At 64.7% G+C, this 16477-nt stretch carries 11 protein-coding genes; all 11 read left to right on the top strand.

From position 1 onward, the window contains the following. The first annotated feature begins 123 nt into the window (after positions 1 to 123). Positions 124 to 1482 (top strand): extracellular solute-binding protein, encoded by a 1359-nt coding sequence (locus FNA67_RS11540; protein ID WP_049705249.1) that lies wholly within the window; start codon positions 124 to 126, stop codon positions 1480 to 1482. A gap of 198 nt (positions 1483 to 1680) precedes the next feature. Then, positions 1681 to 2592: a carbohydrate ABC transporter permease gene (locus FNA67_RS11535; RefSeq protein ID WP_049705248.1), complete on the top strand. Its 912-nt coding sequence runs from the start codon at positions 1681 to 1683 to the stop codon at positions 2590 to 2592. After that, entirely contained in the window at positions 2589 to 3413 is an 825-nt protein-coding gene (locus FNA67_RS11530) for a carbohydrate ABC transporter permease (protein ID WP_049705247.1), read from the top strand. Before FNA67_RS11535 ends, FNA67_RS11530 begins: the two co-directional genes overlap by 4 nt. Positions 3414 to 3418: 5 nt before the next feature. Then, on the top strand, positions 3419 to 4534 hold the full coding sequence (locus FNA67_RS11525) for an ABC transporter ATP-binding protein (RefSeq protein ID WP_147656120.1): 1116 nt from the start codon (positions 3419 to 3421) through the stop codon (positions 4532 to 4534). Between the two features lie 86 nt (positions 4535 to 4620). Beyond that, positions 4621 to 6018 (top strand): CehA/McbA family metallohydrolase, encoded by a 1398-nt coding sequence (locus FNA67_RS11520; protein ID WP_147656119.1) that lies wholly within the window; start codon positions 4621 to 4623, stop codon positions 6016 to 6018. A gap of 20 nt (positions 6019 to 6038) precedes the next feature. Further along, positions 6039 to 9065: an alpha-mannosidase gene (locus FNA67_RS11515; protein WP_147656118.1), complete on the top strand. Its 3027-nt coding sequence runs from the start codon at positions 6039 to 6041 to the stop codon at positions 9063 to 9065. A gap of 77 nt (positions 9066 to 9142) precedes the next feature. Next, a complete protein-coding gene (locus FNA67_RS11510) occupies positions 9143 to 9805 on the top strand; it encodes a protein-L-isoaspartate O-methyltransferase family protein (protein WP_147656117.1) in 663 nt (220 codons plus the stop codon). Positions 9806 to 9966: 161 nt separating this feature from the next. Then, positions 9967 to 11325 (top strand): TolC family outer membrane protein, encoded by a 1359-nt coding sequence (locus FNA67_RS11505; RefSeq protein WP_147656116.1) that lies wholly within the window; start codon positions 9967 to 9969, stop codon positions 11323 to 11325. A gap of 184 nt (positions 11326 to 11509) precedes the next feature. Continuing rightward, positions 11510 to 12370, top strand: a complete 861-nt coding sequence (locus FNA67_RS11500; protein WP_147656115.1) for a DUF2497 domain-containing protein — start codon at positions 11510 to 11512, stop codon at positions 12368 to 12370. Between the two features lie 121 nt (positions 12371 to 12491). Continuing rightward, on the top strand, positions 12492 to 15227 hold the full coding sequence (locus FNA67_RS11495; RefSeq protein WP_147656114.1) for a valine--tRNA ligase: 2736 nt from the start codon (positions 12492 to 12494) through the stop codon (positions 15225 to 15227). A 28-nt stretch (positions 15228 to 15255) separates the two neighbouring features. Continuing rightward, positions 15256 to 16260: a CorA family divalent cation transporter gene (locus FNA67_RS11490; RefSeq protein WP_147656113.1), complete on the top strand. Its 1005-nt coding sequence runs from the start codon at positions 15256 to 15258 to the stop codon at positions 16258 to 16260. Positions 16261 to 16477: the final 217 nt, after the last annotated feature.

Here is a 16477-nt window from a genome sequence, read left to right as displayed (position 1 = left end):
TTAATCTCCTCATTGACGGAAAATGAAAACGTGTTCATTCTTCGATCGTGACCTGCGGTTCAACCCAGCGCACTCAATCCGTCTGCCGGCTAAGTCCGGACCATCGAATGGGAGGAAACTTCGATGAGCAATCGCCTGCGTTCGTATTTCATCGGCCTGGCTGCGGCGACCGCTTTGGTCACGCCCGCGCTGGCCGTGGACCTGACGATCACCTGCCGCTGCGTGGAAGGCGGCGTGAACAGCGAAACCGCCAAGTGGATCAAGCAGGACGTGATCCCGGGTTTCGCCGAAAAGGCCAAGGCCGAGGGCAAGGACATCAGTGTCCAGCTCAAGGAATTCGGCGGCCAGGACGAGCAACTGACCCAGCAGCTCGCCCTCGACTTCTCGACCGGCGCCGGCGCCGACATCTCGGGTTTCGACGGCTTCCTCATTCCCAGCTTCGTTGAGGGCAACCTGCTCAAGCCGCTCGAGGATCTCGGCGGGGACGCGGTCAAGAACTGGGAAGGCTGGAACCATATAGCCCAGGGTTCGCGCGACCTGATGAGCTACAAGGGCAAGGATTACGGCCTGGCCCTGGGCACCGACGTGCGCGCCATCTTCCTGCGCAAGGACCTGCTCCAGGCGGCCGGCATCGATCCGGCGACTTTCCAGCCCAAGTCGTGGGCGGAACTGCTCGACGCGGCCCGTGCACTCAAGAAGGCCAATCCCGACAGCTTCCCGCTCCAGCTCAACGCGGGCGTGAACATGGGTGAAGCCACCACGATGCAGGGCTACTGGATGGCGCTGCTCGGCACCGGCGAAAGCGTGACGGACGCGGACGGCAAGTACATCGTCTCGAGCCCGGGCATCCTCGACACGCTCAAGCTCTACAAGACCATCTATGTGGACGAGCAGCTCGGCGACCAGCGCGCCCAGCTCCTGGCGGACGGCCGCAACCGCACCTTCACCAATTTCCGTGACGGCAAGACCGCAATGCTGGTCGAAGGCGACTGGTTCTACAACTCGGTGATGGCGCCGGGCGCAGAATTCGCCGTGGACGACCGCGACGCCAAGGTCGGCTGGGCGTCCATGCCGGCCGAAGAGCCGGGCAAGGGCCTGCGCGGGCAGGATTTCGTGACGGTTTCGGGCGGCACGGGCTTCGTGATCAACCCGAATACGGCCCATCCGGCGGAAGCCTGGGAACTGCTGGCCTACATGAACAGCGCCGACCAGCTCAACGCCTTCCAAAAGCTGCGTGAAGCCCGCCGCATCCGCGACGACGTGCCGACCCCGAACAACGTCTATCTGCAGGAAACCCAGAAGAGCCTGCTGCCGCTGACCACCGCGCGCCCGAACGATCCGAACTACAACAAGGTTTCCGCTGAAATCCAGCGCATGACCGAGAGCGTGGTTTCGGGCGAGCTGTCGCCGGAAGAGGCGATGGCCCAGTACAAGGCCGCGGTCATCGCGATCGTGGGCGAGGCCAACACGGTCTCCAAGTAAGCAAGGGTTGCTCCCCGGGGAGGCTGCGTCTGCAGCCTTCCCCTCATCCGGCGCTACGCGCCACCTTCTCCTCGACGGGGCGAAGGTTCTGGAGCCTGCTGCACAGTCGTGTCCCGCCGAACCTCGACCGAGAGGGTGCCCACGAAGGGCAGGTGAGGAGCGTGAGGCATCGGGCCGAGGCCGATTATTGGGCGATAAATGAAGAAATTCTCGCTGTTATCCAACCGCGCCGGTGCCTTGTTCCTGGCGCCCGGGGCGATCCTGGTGGCGCTGTTCGTCATCATCCCGTTCTTCTGGGTGATCTTCGTCTCGTTCACCAACCGCACGCTGCTCGGGCGCACTGCGGTCAATCCCGATTTCGTGGGGTTGCAGAACTACCTGGCGCTCTTCAATCCCGAGACATTCTTCACGCGCGGCCAGTTCGGCTTCTCGCTGATCCTGACGACGCAGTTCGTGATCCTGTCGGCGCTGGTTGGGCAGGCGCTGCTGGGCCTCTTGCTGGCCTGGCTGATGCAGGCCGTGCCCAAGCCGCTCAAGGCCTTCACCGAGACCTGCGTGATCGCGGCGTGGATCCTGCCGGAAGTGGTGATCGGCTTCGCCTGGTTCGCGTTCCTCGACTATGACAACGGCACGCTCAACGGCATCCTGCGCTCTATCGGGCTGCCCGGAGCGGACCTGCTGCTGCAGCAGCCGTTCTGGGTGATCGTGTTCTTCAACACCTGGCGCGGCGCGGCCTTCTCGATGATGCTGTTCAACTCGGCGTTCCAGTCGATCCCGCCCAGCTATTTCCAGGCGGCGGACGTGGCCGGGGCGACTTCGTTCCAGAAGTTCCGCGACATCGCGCTGCCGCTCATCCGCGGGCATGTGGTGACGGACCTGATCCTCATCACCATGTGGACGTTCAACGTCTTCACGCCCTTCATTCTCACCCATGGCGGGCCGTCCTACCGGACCGAGCTGCTCTCCATCTATACCTACCGCGTGGCCTTCAAGGACTTCGAGTTCGGCAAGGGCGCGGCGGTTGGCGTCATCATCATGCTGATCAACCTCGCCTTTGCCCTGGTCTACCTGCGGATCGCCCGCTCGCGTAACAAGGAGGCCGAGCAATGAGCGCCGGCCAGTTCTTTACGCGGGTCGGGTATTCCGTCCTCTCGTGCCTGATCGGGGTGGTGTTCGCGCTGCCGCTGATCTGGTTCATCTTCGCCCCGTTCAACGCCAGGGCGGAGCTGGGGCTTGCGATCCCGGACCCGTTCACGTTCCAGAACTTCATGACGGTGTTCGAGAACGGCTTTGCCATGCGGGCGCTGCTCAACAGCCTCATCCAAGCGCTGGGCGGGGTGGTGCTGGTAGGGTTCGCGGCGACGCTGGCGGCCTATGCGCTCTCGCGCTCGTCGATCCCCGGCAAGGGGGCAGTGACCTATATCCTGCTGCTCTTTTCCTCGGTGGTGTCGGGTTCGGCGGCGATGGTGCCGATCTTTCTCATCATCTCCTCGATGGGGCTGATCGACAGCCATATCGCGGTGATCCTGGTGTTCGGCGGCGGGCTGCTGCCGACGGCGATGTTCATCCTGCGCGACTTCATCGACGGCATTCCACGCACCTACGAGGAAAGCGCCATGGTGGCCGGGGCCTCGCCGGTGCAGGCCTTCTTCGATGTGGCGCTGCCGGTGATCCGGCCGGGCATCGTGGTGGTGGTCGTCTGGGCGTTCGTGAACATCTGGGGGAGCTTTCTCATCCCCTTCATCCTCTTGCGCAGCGACAGCGTCATGCCGGCTTCGGTGGCCATCTACTCGTTCTATTCGGAAGCGGGCACGCCCATCGTTACCCTGCTGGCGGCGTATTCGCTCATCTACTCGCTCCCCGTTATCGTCCTTTACCTGTTCGTGAGCTGGAGGTTTGGCTTCCGGTTCTTCGGCGGCATCAAAGCGTAAGTCTCATGGCCTCAGTTGAATTCCAGAAAGTCACCAAGAGCTTCGGCACCTTCAATGCGGTGCAGGGGATCGACCTTTCCATCGGCGATGGCGAGTTCGTGTGCCTGCTCGGACCCTCAGGGTGTGGCAAGACCACGAGCCTGCGCATGATCGCGGGTCTGGAGTCGCCCACATCGGGCAAGATCCTGATCGGCGGGGACGACGTTACGAACCTGCACCCCAAGGATCGGCAGATCTCGATGGTCTTCCAGGACTACGCGCTCTATCCGCACATGAACCTGGCCGACAATATCGCCTATCCGCTCAAGGTGCGCGGCGAGCCGGTGGACAAGCGCCATGCGCGGGCCAAGGAAGTGGCGGACGTGCTCAAGATCGGCGACCTGATGAACCGGTTGCCGGCGCAGATTTCGGGCGGGCAGCAACAGCGTACGTCGCTGGCGCGCGCGCTGGTCTATCCGAGCCGGGTGTATCTGTTCGACGAGCCGCTCTCGAACCTGGACGCCAAGCTGCGCCTCGAGGCGCGCGGTTTCCTCAACCATCTGCAGCGCGACATGGGCATGACCGCGGTCTATGTGACGCACGACCAGGCCGAGGCCATGGCGCTGGCGACGCGGATCGCGGTGATGGACAAGGGCAAGATCGTGCAATATGCGCCGCCGATCGAGATCTACCGGCGCCCGGCGACGACGTTCGTGGCCAATTTCGTGGGCAACCCGCCCATGAACCTGGTGCCGGCCGAGGGCATGATCGAGAATGGGGCGCTGCAATTGCGGGCGCATGGACTGATCGTGCGCGACCTGCCGATGTCGAACGGCATCGCCAAGGCGCTCGAGGCCAGCAAGACGGTGACGCTGGGCGTGCGGCCCGAGCACCTGGCCATCGGCACGATCTCGGACACCAACACGATCTCGGGCAAGCTCTTTGCCAACGAGAACATGGGGCCGGAGAGCCTGGTGACGTTCGAACGCAACGATGGCGGCCGGGTCACGGCGCGCATCTTCACGGATGACGAGATTTCCGTGGGCGAGAACGTGACCTTCTCGTTCCAGCCCCAGCACGCCCACCTGTTCGATGCCGGCGGGGCGCGCATTCCGCTGGACAACGAGCAGCCGTTAAAGTGAGACCATTCCCTCGGGCTCCGCGCCGGCGGCGTCGCTGACGGCCGCGGCGGGGCCGGAGGGATTTTTCGCCGCACCGAGCCAGAACCATGTCGCACAGCCGCACGATCCAGATCACCCGCGCCGACCAGGCCGCCAATCCCTATTTCTACATCCCGTTCGACGTGCCGGAGGGAACGAGCCGCATCGACGTGTCGATGCGCTACCCCAAGGCCGACGACTGCGTGATTGACCTTGGCGTGCTCGACCCGCGCATCACCGACTACCCGGCCGAGGAAGGCTTTCGCGGCTGGTCCGGCGGGGCGCGGGACTCGTTCTTCGTGGCGCGGGACGACGCGACGCCCGGCTATATCCATGGCGAAATCCAGCCGGGGCGCTGGCAGGTGATCCTTGGGCTCTACAAGGTGCCCGAAGCCGGCGCGGAAGTGACGATCACCTATGCGCTCGATGATGCGCCGCGCCCGCTGGTGGGGCAGCCCGAGCGGACCTACCCCGTCCGGCCGGGCGCCGGATGGTATCGCGGCGACCTGCACACCCACACTCATCATTCGGACGCGCGCGGGGCGCCGGAACTGCTTCACGCGGCCGCAAAGCAGGCCGGGCTCGACTTCCTGGCGGTTGCCGACCACAACACCATTACGCAGCGGCGCTATTTCCATCCGCATTCCTCGCCGGACCTGGTGTTCGTGCGGGGCATGGAGGTGACCACGGCCACCGGGCACGCCAATGTCTTCGGCGTGGACGACTGGATCGATTTCCGCATGACCCGGCCGGAGCACGCGCACGTGCTGGCGGATGCCGTGCACAAGCGCGGTGGGCTGCTTTCGATCAACCACGACAAGCCGACCATCCCCTGGGACTACGAACTACCACAGGCCGACCTGCAGGAAGTGTGGCAGACCGCCTGGCTTGCCTATAACTGGATCTCGCTGGCGCGCTACCAGCAGCGGCTGGCCTCGGGGCTGCGCATTTCGGCCATCGGGGGTAGCGACTTCCACCAGCCGGACCGGCTGATGCCGGAAGGACCGTTCGTGGTGGGGCGTCCCACCACCGTGCTGGAGTTGCCCGAGCTCTCGGAAGACGCGATTCTGGCCGCCATGAAGGCGGGCAGGGGCTACGTGACCGAAAGCCCGACAGGTCCGCACCTGGCGATCACCATCGGCGAGACGCCTATGGGCGGCGCGGTGCCGGCGGGCGCGATCGAGGCGAAGGCCGAAGTGCGTGACGCGGCGGGCGACCGGCTGGTCTGGGTCGATGCCACGGGGACATTGGCCGAAGAGATCATCGGGAGCGAGGATTGGGTGGGAAGCTATCGGGGAATACCCTCGATGTTCTTGCGGGCCGAAATCGTGGCCGTGGCCAGCCACGACCGGATTTTTGCTGAGACTCAGGGCGCCCGCGTGCATATCTCGGATGCCGACCTCATCGATTTCGAGGGGCAGCCGATCCGTCGCGCCTTGTCGAACCCCATTTACATCAACAGCTAACCCTTTCCAGGACTTACGAAATGTCTCTCACTTCCGCCCAGCGTCTGGACCGGTTGAAGACCCGCCTAGCCGAGTTGCCGATGTGGCGCGAGCGCGCGGCGCTGCCGATCGAGAAGTGGACTTTCGATGGGCAGCCGCTTGCCCTGGGGGAAGGCTGGCCGCATCGCAACGGTCCGGTGGCGCTGACGGCGTCGGCCCAGGTGCCGGCGGTGTGGCCGCTCGAAGAAACCATACTGAGGCTCGACGTGGGCGGGGAGAGCCTGCTTTCGCTGACGTTCGCGGGCGGGCGTACGGTGCGCTACGGGCTCGATCCCTATCACCGCGAGTTCAAGGTCGAAGGGCGCGAGGTCGCCATCGAGACGCAGAGCGTGCCGCGCCTGCCGTTCGGCGAGCCGGTGCGCCACCCCGTGCTGAACGAAGCGCGGCTCATCTGGGTGGACGTGGACCTAGACGCCTTCAGCCTGTTGATCACCCAGGTGGCCGAAGCCATTGAAGTGCTTGGTGATCATGAGGTGGTGCCGCATCTCCTGACAGCGGCGGAGACGGCGCTGCGCAGCCTGGTGTGGCCGTCGGCTTCGGCCGACTACGTGGCGCGCACCGCCCCTTTGCCGCAGCAGCAGAAGATCTGGGAACTGCCCGAACTCAAGACGGCGCCGGCCGGACTGGACGAGGAACATCGTGCTTCCGTCCGCGCTGCGCATGGGCAATTGGTCGATACGCTGCGGGCGCTCCAGAAGCGCTATCCGCCGCAGGGCGAGATCGTGATGACCGGGCACGCCCATATCGACCTGGCCTGGCTCTGGCCCTATGGCGAAACCCGTCGCAAGGTGCGCCGGACGTTCCATACGGCTCTCTCGCTGATGGAAGACAGCGGGGACTTCCGGTTCAATCAGTCGACCGCGGCCTATTACGACCAACTGGAGCGGGACGATCCGGATGCGCTCGAGGCGATCAAGGCCAGGGTCAAATCCGGCGAGTGGGAAACCATCGGCGGGATGTGGGTCGAGCCCGATACGAACATGCCGACCGGGGAAAGCCTGGCGCGACAGATCCTTTACGGACAACGCTATTTCGAGCGCACGTTCGGGGTGCGGCACACGGTGTGCTGGCTGCCGGACTGCTTCGGCTTCTCGGGTGCGCTGCCGCAACTGCTGCGGCAGGGGGGTATCGAGAACTTCTTCACCATCAAGGTGAACTGGAACGAGACCAACAAATTCCCCTACGACCTTTTCTGGTGGGAAGGACTCGACGGCAGCCGGGTGCTCGCGCACACGTTCGAGAACCCGTGGGAGGGCTATAACGGGATCGTGCGGCCCTCGACTTACCTGCACACCTGGCAGAATTTCCGCGGCAAGACACGGCACGACCAGACGCTGCTGGCAGTCGGATATGGCGATGGCGGCGGTGGGGTGAACCCGGAAATGGTCCGCCGGGCCGAACAGCTGGTGGATTTTCCGGCGCTCCCGCAGGCGCGTTGGGGCAAGGTTTCCGCGTTCTTCGAGGGCGCGCAAAAGACCGCCAATTCCGTGGGCGTGCCGACGTGGGCGGGCGAAATCTATCTCGAACTGCATCGGGCGACCCTGACCAGCCAGAGCCACGTCAAGCGGGCGCATCGCCATGCCGAGCGGGCACTGATCACCGCGGAAACGCTGGGCTCGCTTGCTGCGCTCCTGGGTGGGGAGCAGCCCAAAAGCCTCGAAACGCTCTGGCATCCGGTGCTCAAGAACGAATTCCACGACATCCTGCCGGGTTCGGGCATTGCCGAGATCAATGCCGAGGCCAAGGCGGAACTGGAAGAGGTGATCGGCCAGGCGCAGGAAGAACAGAAATCGGCGCTCGGGCGTATTGCCGGTCAACTCGCAAAGGGGACGGTCGCCGATGCGATCGTGGTCGCCAATCCCTCGCTCTCCGAGCGCGCCATCCGCTTCACGCTCGAGGACGGCTCGTTGGTGACCGGCGAAGGCACGATCCCGCCGCTGGGGGTGGCTGTGCTCGACCATGCAGGCCTTGCGCCCGCGGGCGGGCTGGTCGTTCAGACCGATAAACTGGAAAACGCCCATCTGCGGGCGACGATCGGCGCCGATGGCACGATCACGAGCCTGGTGCACAAGGACACCGGCCGCGAGGCGCTGAGCGATCGTGGCAACCAGCTCTGGGTCTATACCCATGACAAGCCGCGCAACTGGGACGCCTGGGATGTCGACGAGGATTATGCCGAGGTCGGCGAAGAACTGACCGAGGTGGAGAGCGTGGACGTAGTGGAGGCCGGGCCGCATCGCGGGGCCATCCGCATCGTCAAGCGCTTCAGGGACTCACGGGTCACCCAGACCTATTCGCTGGCGGCCAACGGCGTGCGACTGGACATCGAGACCGAAATCGACTGGCACGACCGCCGGACCTTCCTGCGGGCGGTAACGCCGGCGGCGGTGCGCTCGGACTTCGCCACGTTCGAATGCGCCTATGGCGTGGTGCGCCGCTCGACCCACACCAATACGTCCTGGGACCAGGCGCGGTTCGAAGTGCCGGCGCACCGGTTCGCGGACCTGAGCGAGCCGGACTTCGGCCTGGCCGTGCTGAACAACGCCAAATACGGGCATTCGGTGCGCGGGAACGTGCTGGGGCTGAGCCTCATGCGCTCGCCGATCTATCCCGACCCGATGGCCGACGAGGGCGAGCAGAGCTTTATCTATTCGCTGATGCCCCATGCCGGGGACTGGGCGAGCGGATGGGTGCGCGAAGAGGCAGAAGACCTCAACCAGCCCCTGCTGGCGCAGCGGGCTTCGGGCCTGGCGGCCGGCGTGGTGACGCCCATCGCGGTGCGCGGGATCCCGGCGGCGATCTCGGGGCTCAAGCCGGCCGAGGATGGGGAAGGGCTGGTGCTGCGCGTCTACGAACCGCGCGGCGGGCGCGGCGAGTTCGGCTTCGGGCTGCCCGAGGGCTGGACCGGGGACAAGACGATCACGCTACTCGAGGAGCCGCAGGAGCGTAACGCGCCGGCCGACCTCATGCCCTTCGAAGTGCGTAGCTGGCTGCTGCGCCGGAAGTAGTGCGCCGGCCTCTTGAACGGCAACCGGCGCAAGGCTAATCACGGGTTAACGATTGCCGAACCGGAGAGTTGAGGCCGATGGTGGATTTCGATCGCGCGCGAGCCGTGATGGTGGACAACCAGGTGCGCACCTGCAACGTGACCGAGCGGCGGCTGCTGGCCGTGCTGCTGAGCGTGCCGCGGGAGCGGTTCGTGCCGGAGAGCCGGCGCGAGCTGGCCTACATCGATGAGGCTATTCCACTGACCGAGGCTTCGGCGCCAAGGTATCTTGCGGCTCCAGCGCCGTTCGCCAAGCTCGTGCAGCTTGCCGACATCCAGGAGACAGAGCGCGTCCTGGATATCGGGGCTGGTACGGGATATTCGACCGCCGTCCTCGCGGGCCTCGCCCGCGAGGTGGTTGGCGTCGAGCCTGACGCCGACCTGGCGGTCAAGGCACGTGACAACCTGCAATCACTCGGCATCGAGAACGCCTCGGTGGTCGAGGCGGGCCTTGATGCCCCGATCAAGGGGCAGGGCCATTTCGATGTGGTGATCCTGGAAGGCGCGGTGCGCAATGTGCCCGAATCGGCGTTTTTGGCGCTTCGGGACGGCGGTCGGCTGATCGCCCTGGTGCAGGAAGGCCTTACCGGGACTGCCCATGTTTTCGTCAAGGTGGGCAAAGACATAGCATCGCGCGCCGAGTTCAATACCAGCATTCCGCCGCTTCCGGTGGCTAAGGCCCCGGAACAATTCGTGTTTTAGGCTTTTTGATGGCGTTTGGGAGAAACTGACCCGTGGTCCGCCAGTGTTGCGCGACCAACACGGGGTTAGGACTTTTGACATTAATATTCTGTAGGGATTGCCTAATCTGATTGGCAATCCCATGTGCCGGGCATACTGTCCCCGGGCTGGAGGCGTGGGTAATGAATTTTCGGACTTTGTGTGTGAGCGCGTTGGCGCTTTTCGTGGCTGCGGCTCCTGTGAGCGTACAGGCTGAGTCGTTGCGCGAGGCGCTTACTGCTGCGTACAACAACAACCCCAATATCAGTTCGGCGCTGCTGGCGGTCAAATCGACCGCAGAAGGTATCGTGTCGGCAAAGGCCGGCAAGCTGCCGACCGTGGGCATGGGACTGGACCTGACGCACAGCTTCGACAACCGGACTGGGAGCTTTGCGCAGACCGATACGGCTTCGCTCGGGCTCAGCTACAACCAGACCCTGTTCGACAACGGCCGCACCGATGCGGCGGTGGAGCAGGCGCGGGCGCTGACCGAGGTTTCGGCGCAGGCGCTGCGCAATGCCGAGCAGAACGTGCTGCTCTCGGTGGTACAGGCCTATATGGGCGTGATCCGCGATTCCCAGCTCGTCCAGCTGCGCTCGGACAACGTCAAATTCCTGCAGGCGCAGGTCAAATCGTCCCAGGACCGTCTCGATATCGGCGAGGGCACCAAGCTCGACGTGTCGCAGGCCCAGACGAGCCTGGCGACTGGCGTGGCTTCCTACCAGGCGGCTATCGCGAACCTGCAGAGCAGCCAGGCCAGCTATGAACGCTGGGTCGGCCACAAGCCGCGCAACCTGACGCAGGATTTCAGCTTCAAGGGCATGCTGCCCAAGTCGGTGGAAGAGGCGACCTCGCTCTCCGAGGTCTATCACCCGGCGATCCTCTCGGCGAAGGCGGCCATCCGCGCCGCGCAGTCCGGCTCGGACCAGGCGCGCGCCGCATTTGGCCCGACGCTCGGGCTGATCGGCAAGATCGGCACCGCCGAAACCTTCTCCAACAGCAACGGCACCAACACCATCAGCGGTTCGCTCGGCCTGTCGCTGACCATTCCGCTCTACTCGGGCGGTGCGCTCGGCGCCTCGGTCCGCAAGGCCAATCTCGGCCAGATGAAGAGCGAGTTCGACTCCCAGGTCACCCGTGACCAGGTTCGCGAGGCGGTCGTCACCTCCTGGGCGACGCTCCAGAACGCCGTGGCGCAGATCGACTCTGCTCAGCAGGCGCTCAATGCGGCGAGCCTGGCGCTCGACGCCACGGTGCAGTCGCGCGATGTCGGCCAGTCGACCACGCTGGACGTGCTCAATGCGCAGTCGCAGGTGACGCAGGCCCGCGAGGCGCTGATCAGCGCCACCTCCAGCCGCGTGATCGCCTCGTTCGCGCTGGTCTCGGCTACCGGCAAGCTCTCGGCCCAGGACCTCAAGCTCCCGGTCAAGATCAAGTCGGCCGACGGCTACATCGCCACGGTCGAGGACGTCTGGCAGGACCTGCGCGCCATCGCCGAGTAAGCATCCGCTTACAGTTCCAGGGAAATTCGAGCCCGGCCCCGCAAGGCGCCGGGCTCAACTTTTCGTGGAAGACCGCTTTGACGCCAATGGCTTCAGTTCAAATGGGGCGCTCGCGGGTCTAAGGTAAATGAACGAATCACAACTATTGCTGCCGGGCGGTATCCGGCAGGCAGTGAGGCCCCGCATGAACAAGCCCGCGCCCAAGGAACCCTCGATGGACGAAATTCTCTCGTCCATCCGACAGATCATCGCGGACGACGACGCTGCGGTCACCACGCGCCGGCCCGCATTCCAGGCGGTCAATTCCGAGGGGCCGATGACTGCCAAGCCGGCAGCCGTGACGGAAGAGGTAGCCCCGACGCCCCTGCGCGCTCCGGCCGAGCCGATTTCGTTCGACATCCCCGGTGACGCGGACGAGGAAGACGAGAGCGAGCCGCTGACGTTGTCTGCCGCCCAGATCCTGGGTGAGATGGGCGAGGAGCCAGCCGCCGAAGCCGCGAGCGCCGAAGCGGAGGAGCCGGACTTTTCGGTGGAAGCGCTGCTTGCCGAAGTCGGCGCCAGCGAAGCGGTGCCGGCGATGCCCGAACTGGTCGATCCGGACGACGTGGCCTTCGAGCCCGAGCAGACGGAGACGGAGGCCGACGCGGCCTTCGTGAGCGAGGCCGAGCAGGCTGACCCCGCCGCAACCGAAGACTTCAGGATGGAAGACGTCATGCCCCAATCGAGCGCTGCCTTGGAAACTCCCGCCTTCGACATTCCGAGCTTCGAGGCTCCCTCCGCACCGGCCGCGGCGCCGCTGCCGGATCCGACGCTCTCGGCGGACCTTGCCAAACAACTTCTCGAACCCACCACGGAAGCAGTCGTGCGCTCCTCGTTCTCGCGCCTCAATCCTCTCCCGCTCGGCAACCAGGGCGTCACGGTCGAATCCATGATGCGTGAAATGCTGCGGCCCATGCTCAAGGAGTGGCTGGACGAGAACCTGCCGACCATCGTCGAGCGCATGGTCGAGAAGGAAATCGCCCGGGTCGCGCGCGGCGTTGAATAATTGGCGGCGAGCGCCTAGTTGACATAGGCGCAACCGTTTTGCTTGAAGACTGAACCGAATTTTCGGCCCGCCGAGACCGCCTGGAGCGATTTCGGTGGGTCAATGCTGTTGGAACTCTCAGATGATCGACAAGACTTACGAGCCGGGCAGCGTCGAAGGCCGCATCTACCAGGCCTGGCTGGACGCCAATGCATTCGCCGCTGGGGCAGGGGCCCTGCCGGGCGCGGAGAGCTTCACGATCGTCATTCCGCCGCCGAACGTGACGGGTTCGCTCCACATCGGGCACGCCCTCAACAACACGATCCAGGACATCCTGGTCCGCTACAACCGCATGCTGGGCAAGGACGTGCTCTGGCAGCCGGGAACGGACCATGCCGGTATCGCCACGCAGATGATCGTGGAGCGCCAGCTTGCCGAGCGGCAGCAGCCGGGTCGCCGCGAGATGGGGCGCGATAAGTTCCTCGAGCGCGTGTGGGAATGGAAGGCGGAGAGCGGCGGGGCCATCCTCAACCAGCTGCGGCGCCTGGGCGCCTCGGCCGACTGGTCGCGCGAGCGTTTCACCATGGGCGATCGCGGGCAGCCGGACGACCAGATGGTGCGAGCCGTCATCAAGGTGTTCGTCGAGCTTTACGAGCGCGGCCTGATCTATCGCGCCAAGCGGCTGGTCAACTGGCATCCGGGGCTGGAAACGGCGATTTCGGACCTCGAGGTCGAGAACATCGAGGTCAAGGGCAAGATGTGGCACCTGCGCTATCCGCTGGCGGATGGCGTGACGTATCAGTTCCCGATCGCGTTCGACGAGGACGGCAAGCCGACCGAATACGAGACGCGCAACTATATCGTGGTGGCGACGACGCGCCCCGAGACCATGCTGGGCGATACGGGCGTGGCCGTGCACCCCGAGGACGAGCGCTACAAATCGCTGATCGGCAAGTTCGTGGAACTGCCGCTGGTGGGCCGTCGCATTCCGATCGTGGGTGACGACTATGCCGACCCGACGCTCGGTTCGGGCGCCGTGAAGATCACGCCCGCGCACGATTTCAATGACTTCGAGGTCGGTCAGCGCAACAAGCTCGACACCATCAACATCTTCACCTCTCGCGCGGCGATCAACGAGAACGCGCCCGAGAAGTATCGCGGTCTCGACCGGTTCGAGGCGCGCAAGCAGATTCTCGCCGATCTCGAAGCGCTCGAAATCCTCGACCAAGTCGAGGACAAGAAGATCATGGTGCCGCACGACGAGAAGTCCAAGCTCGTGGTGATCGAGCCGTACCTGACCGACCAGTGGTTCGTGCAGGCCGAGATCCTGGCGCAGCCGGCTCTGGCCTCGGTGCGGGAAGGCCGCACCAAGTTCGTGCCGCAGCAGTACGAAAACACCTATTTCGCCTGGCTCGAGAACATCAAGCCGTGGTGCATTTCGCGCCAGCTCTGGTGGGGCCACCAGATCCCGGCCTGGTATGGCCCGGACAAGACCTGCTTCGTGGCGACGGACGAGGACGACGCCAAGGCCAAGGCGCTTGCCCATTATGGCGAGCCCGTCGAGCTGACGCGCGACGAGGACGTGCTGGATACTTGGTTCTCGTCGGCACTCTGGCCGTTCTCGACGCTGGGCTGGCCGGACGAGACTGCCGAGCTGAAACGCTATTACCCCACGAGCGTGCTCGTGACGGGGTTCGATATCATCTTCTTCTGGGTCGCCCGCATGATGATGATGGGGCTGGAATTCCTCCACGAGGAGCCGTTCCAGACCGTCTACATGCACGCCCTGGTCCGTGACGAAAAGGGCCAGAAGATGAGCAAGACCAAGGGGAACGTGATCGATCCTCTCAGTCTGGTTGATCAGTACGGTGCCGACGCCACCCGCTTCACGCTGGCTGCGATGGCCGCGCAGGGCCGTGACCTGCGCCTCTCGATCAACCGCGTCGAGGGCTATCGGAACTTCGTGACCAAGCTCTGGAACGCGGCGCGGTTCCTCGAGATGAACGAGTGCTTCCGTGTCGAGGGCTACGACCCCAAGGCCAACAAGGTGGCGCTCAACCGCTGGATCGTGGGCGCCACGGCTCGCGCTGCGGCGGCGGTGACCAAGGCCATCGAGGACTACAAGTTCAACGAAGCGGCCAACAATGCCTATGACTTCGTCTGGGGCACGTTCTGCGACTGGTATGTGGAACTGGCCAAGCCCGTGTTCATGGGCGAGGACGAGGCAGCTAAGGCGGAGACGCGGGCCACGGCCGCCTGGGCGCTCGACCAGATCCTCAAGATCCTGCATCCGATGATGCCGTTCGTGACCGAGGAGCTGTGGGGCGAAACCGGCAAGGTGGGGCCCAAGCGCGAGGAACTGCTGGTGCTGACGCGCTGGCCGGACCTCTCGGGCCTCGAGGATGCCGAGGCCGATGCCGAGATCGGCTGGCTGATCGACCTGATCTCGGCGATCCGCTCGATCCGGACGGACATGAACGTGCCGGTGTCGGCCAAGGTGCCGCTGCTGGTGACGGGCAATACGGCCGAGACCACGCGGCGTATGCTTGCGGGTTCGGCGCTCATCTCGCGCCTGGCTCGTGTCGAGCCGATCAGCGAGGCGGCGTCGATCCCCAAGGGATCGGCGCAGTTCGTAATCGGGGAAGCCACCTGGGCGTTGCCGCTCGAGGGGATCATCGACATCGGCGTCGAGCGGGCCCGCCTCGAAAAGGAAATTGGCAAGCTCGACGGCGAAGTCAGCGGCATCGACAAGAAGCTGGGCAACGAGCAGTTCGTGGCCAAGGCGCCCGAGGAAGTGATCGAGGAGCAGCGCCAGCGTCGTGAAGATGCCGTGGCGCGGCGCGACAAGATCAGCCAGGCCCTGGCGCGGCTGAGCTAGACCGCTCCCCAATCGAGAGGAAAGCCGGATGGATGACCTCGTTCCCGACAAGAGTGCGGCGGAGATGAAAGACTCCGCCGCCCAGGCGCCGGGAGCGGTGCTGGTTTTCGACGGCAAGGGCGGCGTCAAGCGTATGGCGCCCGGGGAAGGGGCGGTACCGTTTCCCAAGGGCTTCATGCTCGTATGCGGGAATTCCAAGGCTCCCGAATTCAAGGTCTGGCTCAAGCAGGAGCTCGGGCCGTTCAATACCGATACCCTGACGGTTCCGAGCACGCAGTCGCGCTGCACGATGCTGGACGACAAGGCCATCCTGGTGCTGCGCATCGCGCGGCCAGGGGCCAAGACCGACGATATCGGCCGCCAGCTCGTGGGCATCTGGATCGAGAAGGGCCGGGTGATCGTCGCTTCCGAGCTCAATATTCCGGAACTGCTCGGCTTCGGCCACTGGGAGCAAAGCCATCACGCGCCGGTCTCGCCGGCCGACCTGGTGGCGCGGCTGTCGCTGCGGGCCAGCGACCGGATCGAGCCGCTGCTGGAGCATCTGGGCGATTCCATCGACGCGATCGAAGAAGAGCTCATGCTCGAGCAGAACGGGGATAGCCGGGCCAAGCTGGCGCATCTGCGGCGGACGCTCATCGGTTTCCGCAAGCTGCTCTGGCCGCAGAGGGACGTGCTCAATACGCTCGAGATCGAGGATCTGTCGTTCTTTTCCGCTCGGGACCGGGCTCGGTTGCGCGAGGCGTCGGCGCGCACGGCAAGGCTGGGCGACGAGTTGCAGGCGCTTTCTGAACGAGCCGTGCTCATTCACGAACAGATCATGGACAGCCGCGCCGAGCAGATGAACAAGTCCATGCTGGTGCTGGCAGCCGTGACCGTGGTGTTCACGCCGTTGACCGTGCTCAGCGGGGTGTTCGGCATGAACTTCCCGATTCCGGGAGCGGACAACCCGCATGCCTTCTGGGCGGTCGTCGTGTTTCTGGTGGCGGTCGCCGGGCTGAGCATCTGGTGGATGCGGGCGCGAAAGTGGCTCTAGGCCACTCTCCGTGTTTTTTGTGCAACACAAGGTTTGAATCGGGGCTTGAGGAGCGCTCGTCAATCTTTTGGCGATGGTCCGCGCCACAATCTCACCTAAAACCGACCGGAGACCGGTATTGGGGGCGGTATCGTCGAGGCGACCTGTGTGCAGGCGCGCGATCTTGCCTTTCCTCGTGGCCGGCCTGACTGCATCCCTTCGGGGGTGCGGCAAGGGG

The organism is Youhaiella tibetensis (genome assembly GCF_008000755.1).
Lineage (GTDB): Bacteria > Pseudomonadota > Alphaproteobacteria > Rhizobiales > Devosiaceae > Paradevosia > Paradevosia tibetensis.
The sequence above is the reverse complement of the archived record's forward strand: the minus strand, read 5'-3'. Positions and strand labels throughout refer to the sequence as shown.

What these genes read in the sequence shown, in the direction of transcription:
- FNA67_RS11505 (WP_147656116.1), top strand. Translation starts at nt 9,967, where the DNA reads ATGAATTTTCGGACTTTGTGTGTGAGCGCGTTGGCGCTTTTCGTGGCT.
- FNA67_RS11515 (WP_147656118.1), top strand. Translation starts at nt 6,039, where the DNA reads ATGTCTCTCACTTCCGCCCAGCGTCTGGACCGGTTGAAGACCCGCCTA.
- FNA67_RS11540 (WP_049705249.1), top strand. Translation starts at nt 124, where the DNA reads ATGAGCAATCGCCTGCGTTCGTATTTCATCGGCCTGGCTGCGGCGACC.
- FNA67_RS11535 (WP_049705248.1), top strand. Translation starts at nt 1,681, where the DNA reads ATGAAGAAATTCTCGCTGTTATCCAACCGCGCCGGTGCCTTGTTCCTG.
- FNA67_RS11490 (WP_147656113.1), top strand. Translation starts at nt 15,256, where the DNA reads ATGGATGACCTCGTTCCCGACAAGAGTGCGGCGGAGATGAAAGACTCC.
- FNA67_RS11525 (WP_147656120.1), top strand. Translation starts at nt 3,419, where the DNA reads ATGGCCTCAGTTGAATTCCAGAAAGTCACCAAGAGCTTCGGCACCTTC.
- FNA67_RS11520 (WP_147656119.1), top strand. Translation starts at nt 4,621, where the DNA reads ATGTCGCACAGCCGCACGATCCAGATCACCCGCGCCGACCAGGCCGCC.
- FNA67_RS11495 (WP_147656114.1), top strand. Translation starts at nt 12,492, where the DNA reads ATGATCGACAAGACTTACGAGCCGGGCAGCGTCGAAGGCCGCATCTAC.
- FNA67_RS11500 (WP_147656115.1), top strand. Translation starts at nt 11,510, where the DNA reads ATGAACAAGCCCGCGCCCAAGGAACCCTCGATGGACGAAATTCTCTCG.
- FNA67_RS11510 (WP_147656117.1), top strand. Translation starts at nt 9,143, where the DNA reads ATGGTGGATTTCGATCGCGCGCGAGCCGTGATGGTGGACAACCAGGTG.
- FNA67_RS11530 (WP_049705247.1), top strand. Translation starts at nt 2,589, where the DNA reads ATGAGCGCCGGCCAGTTCTTTACGCGGGTCGGGTATTCCGTCCTCTCG.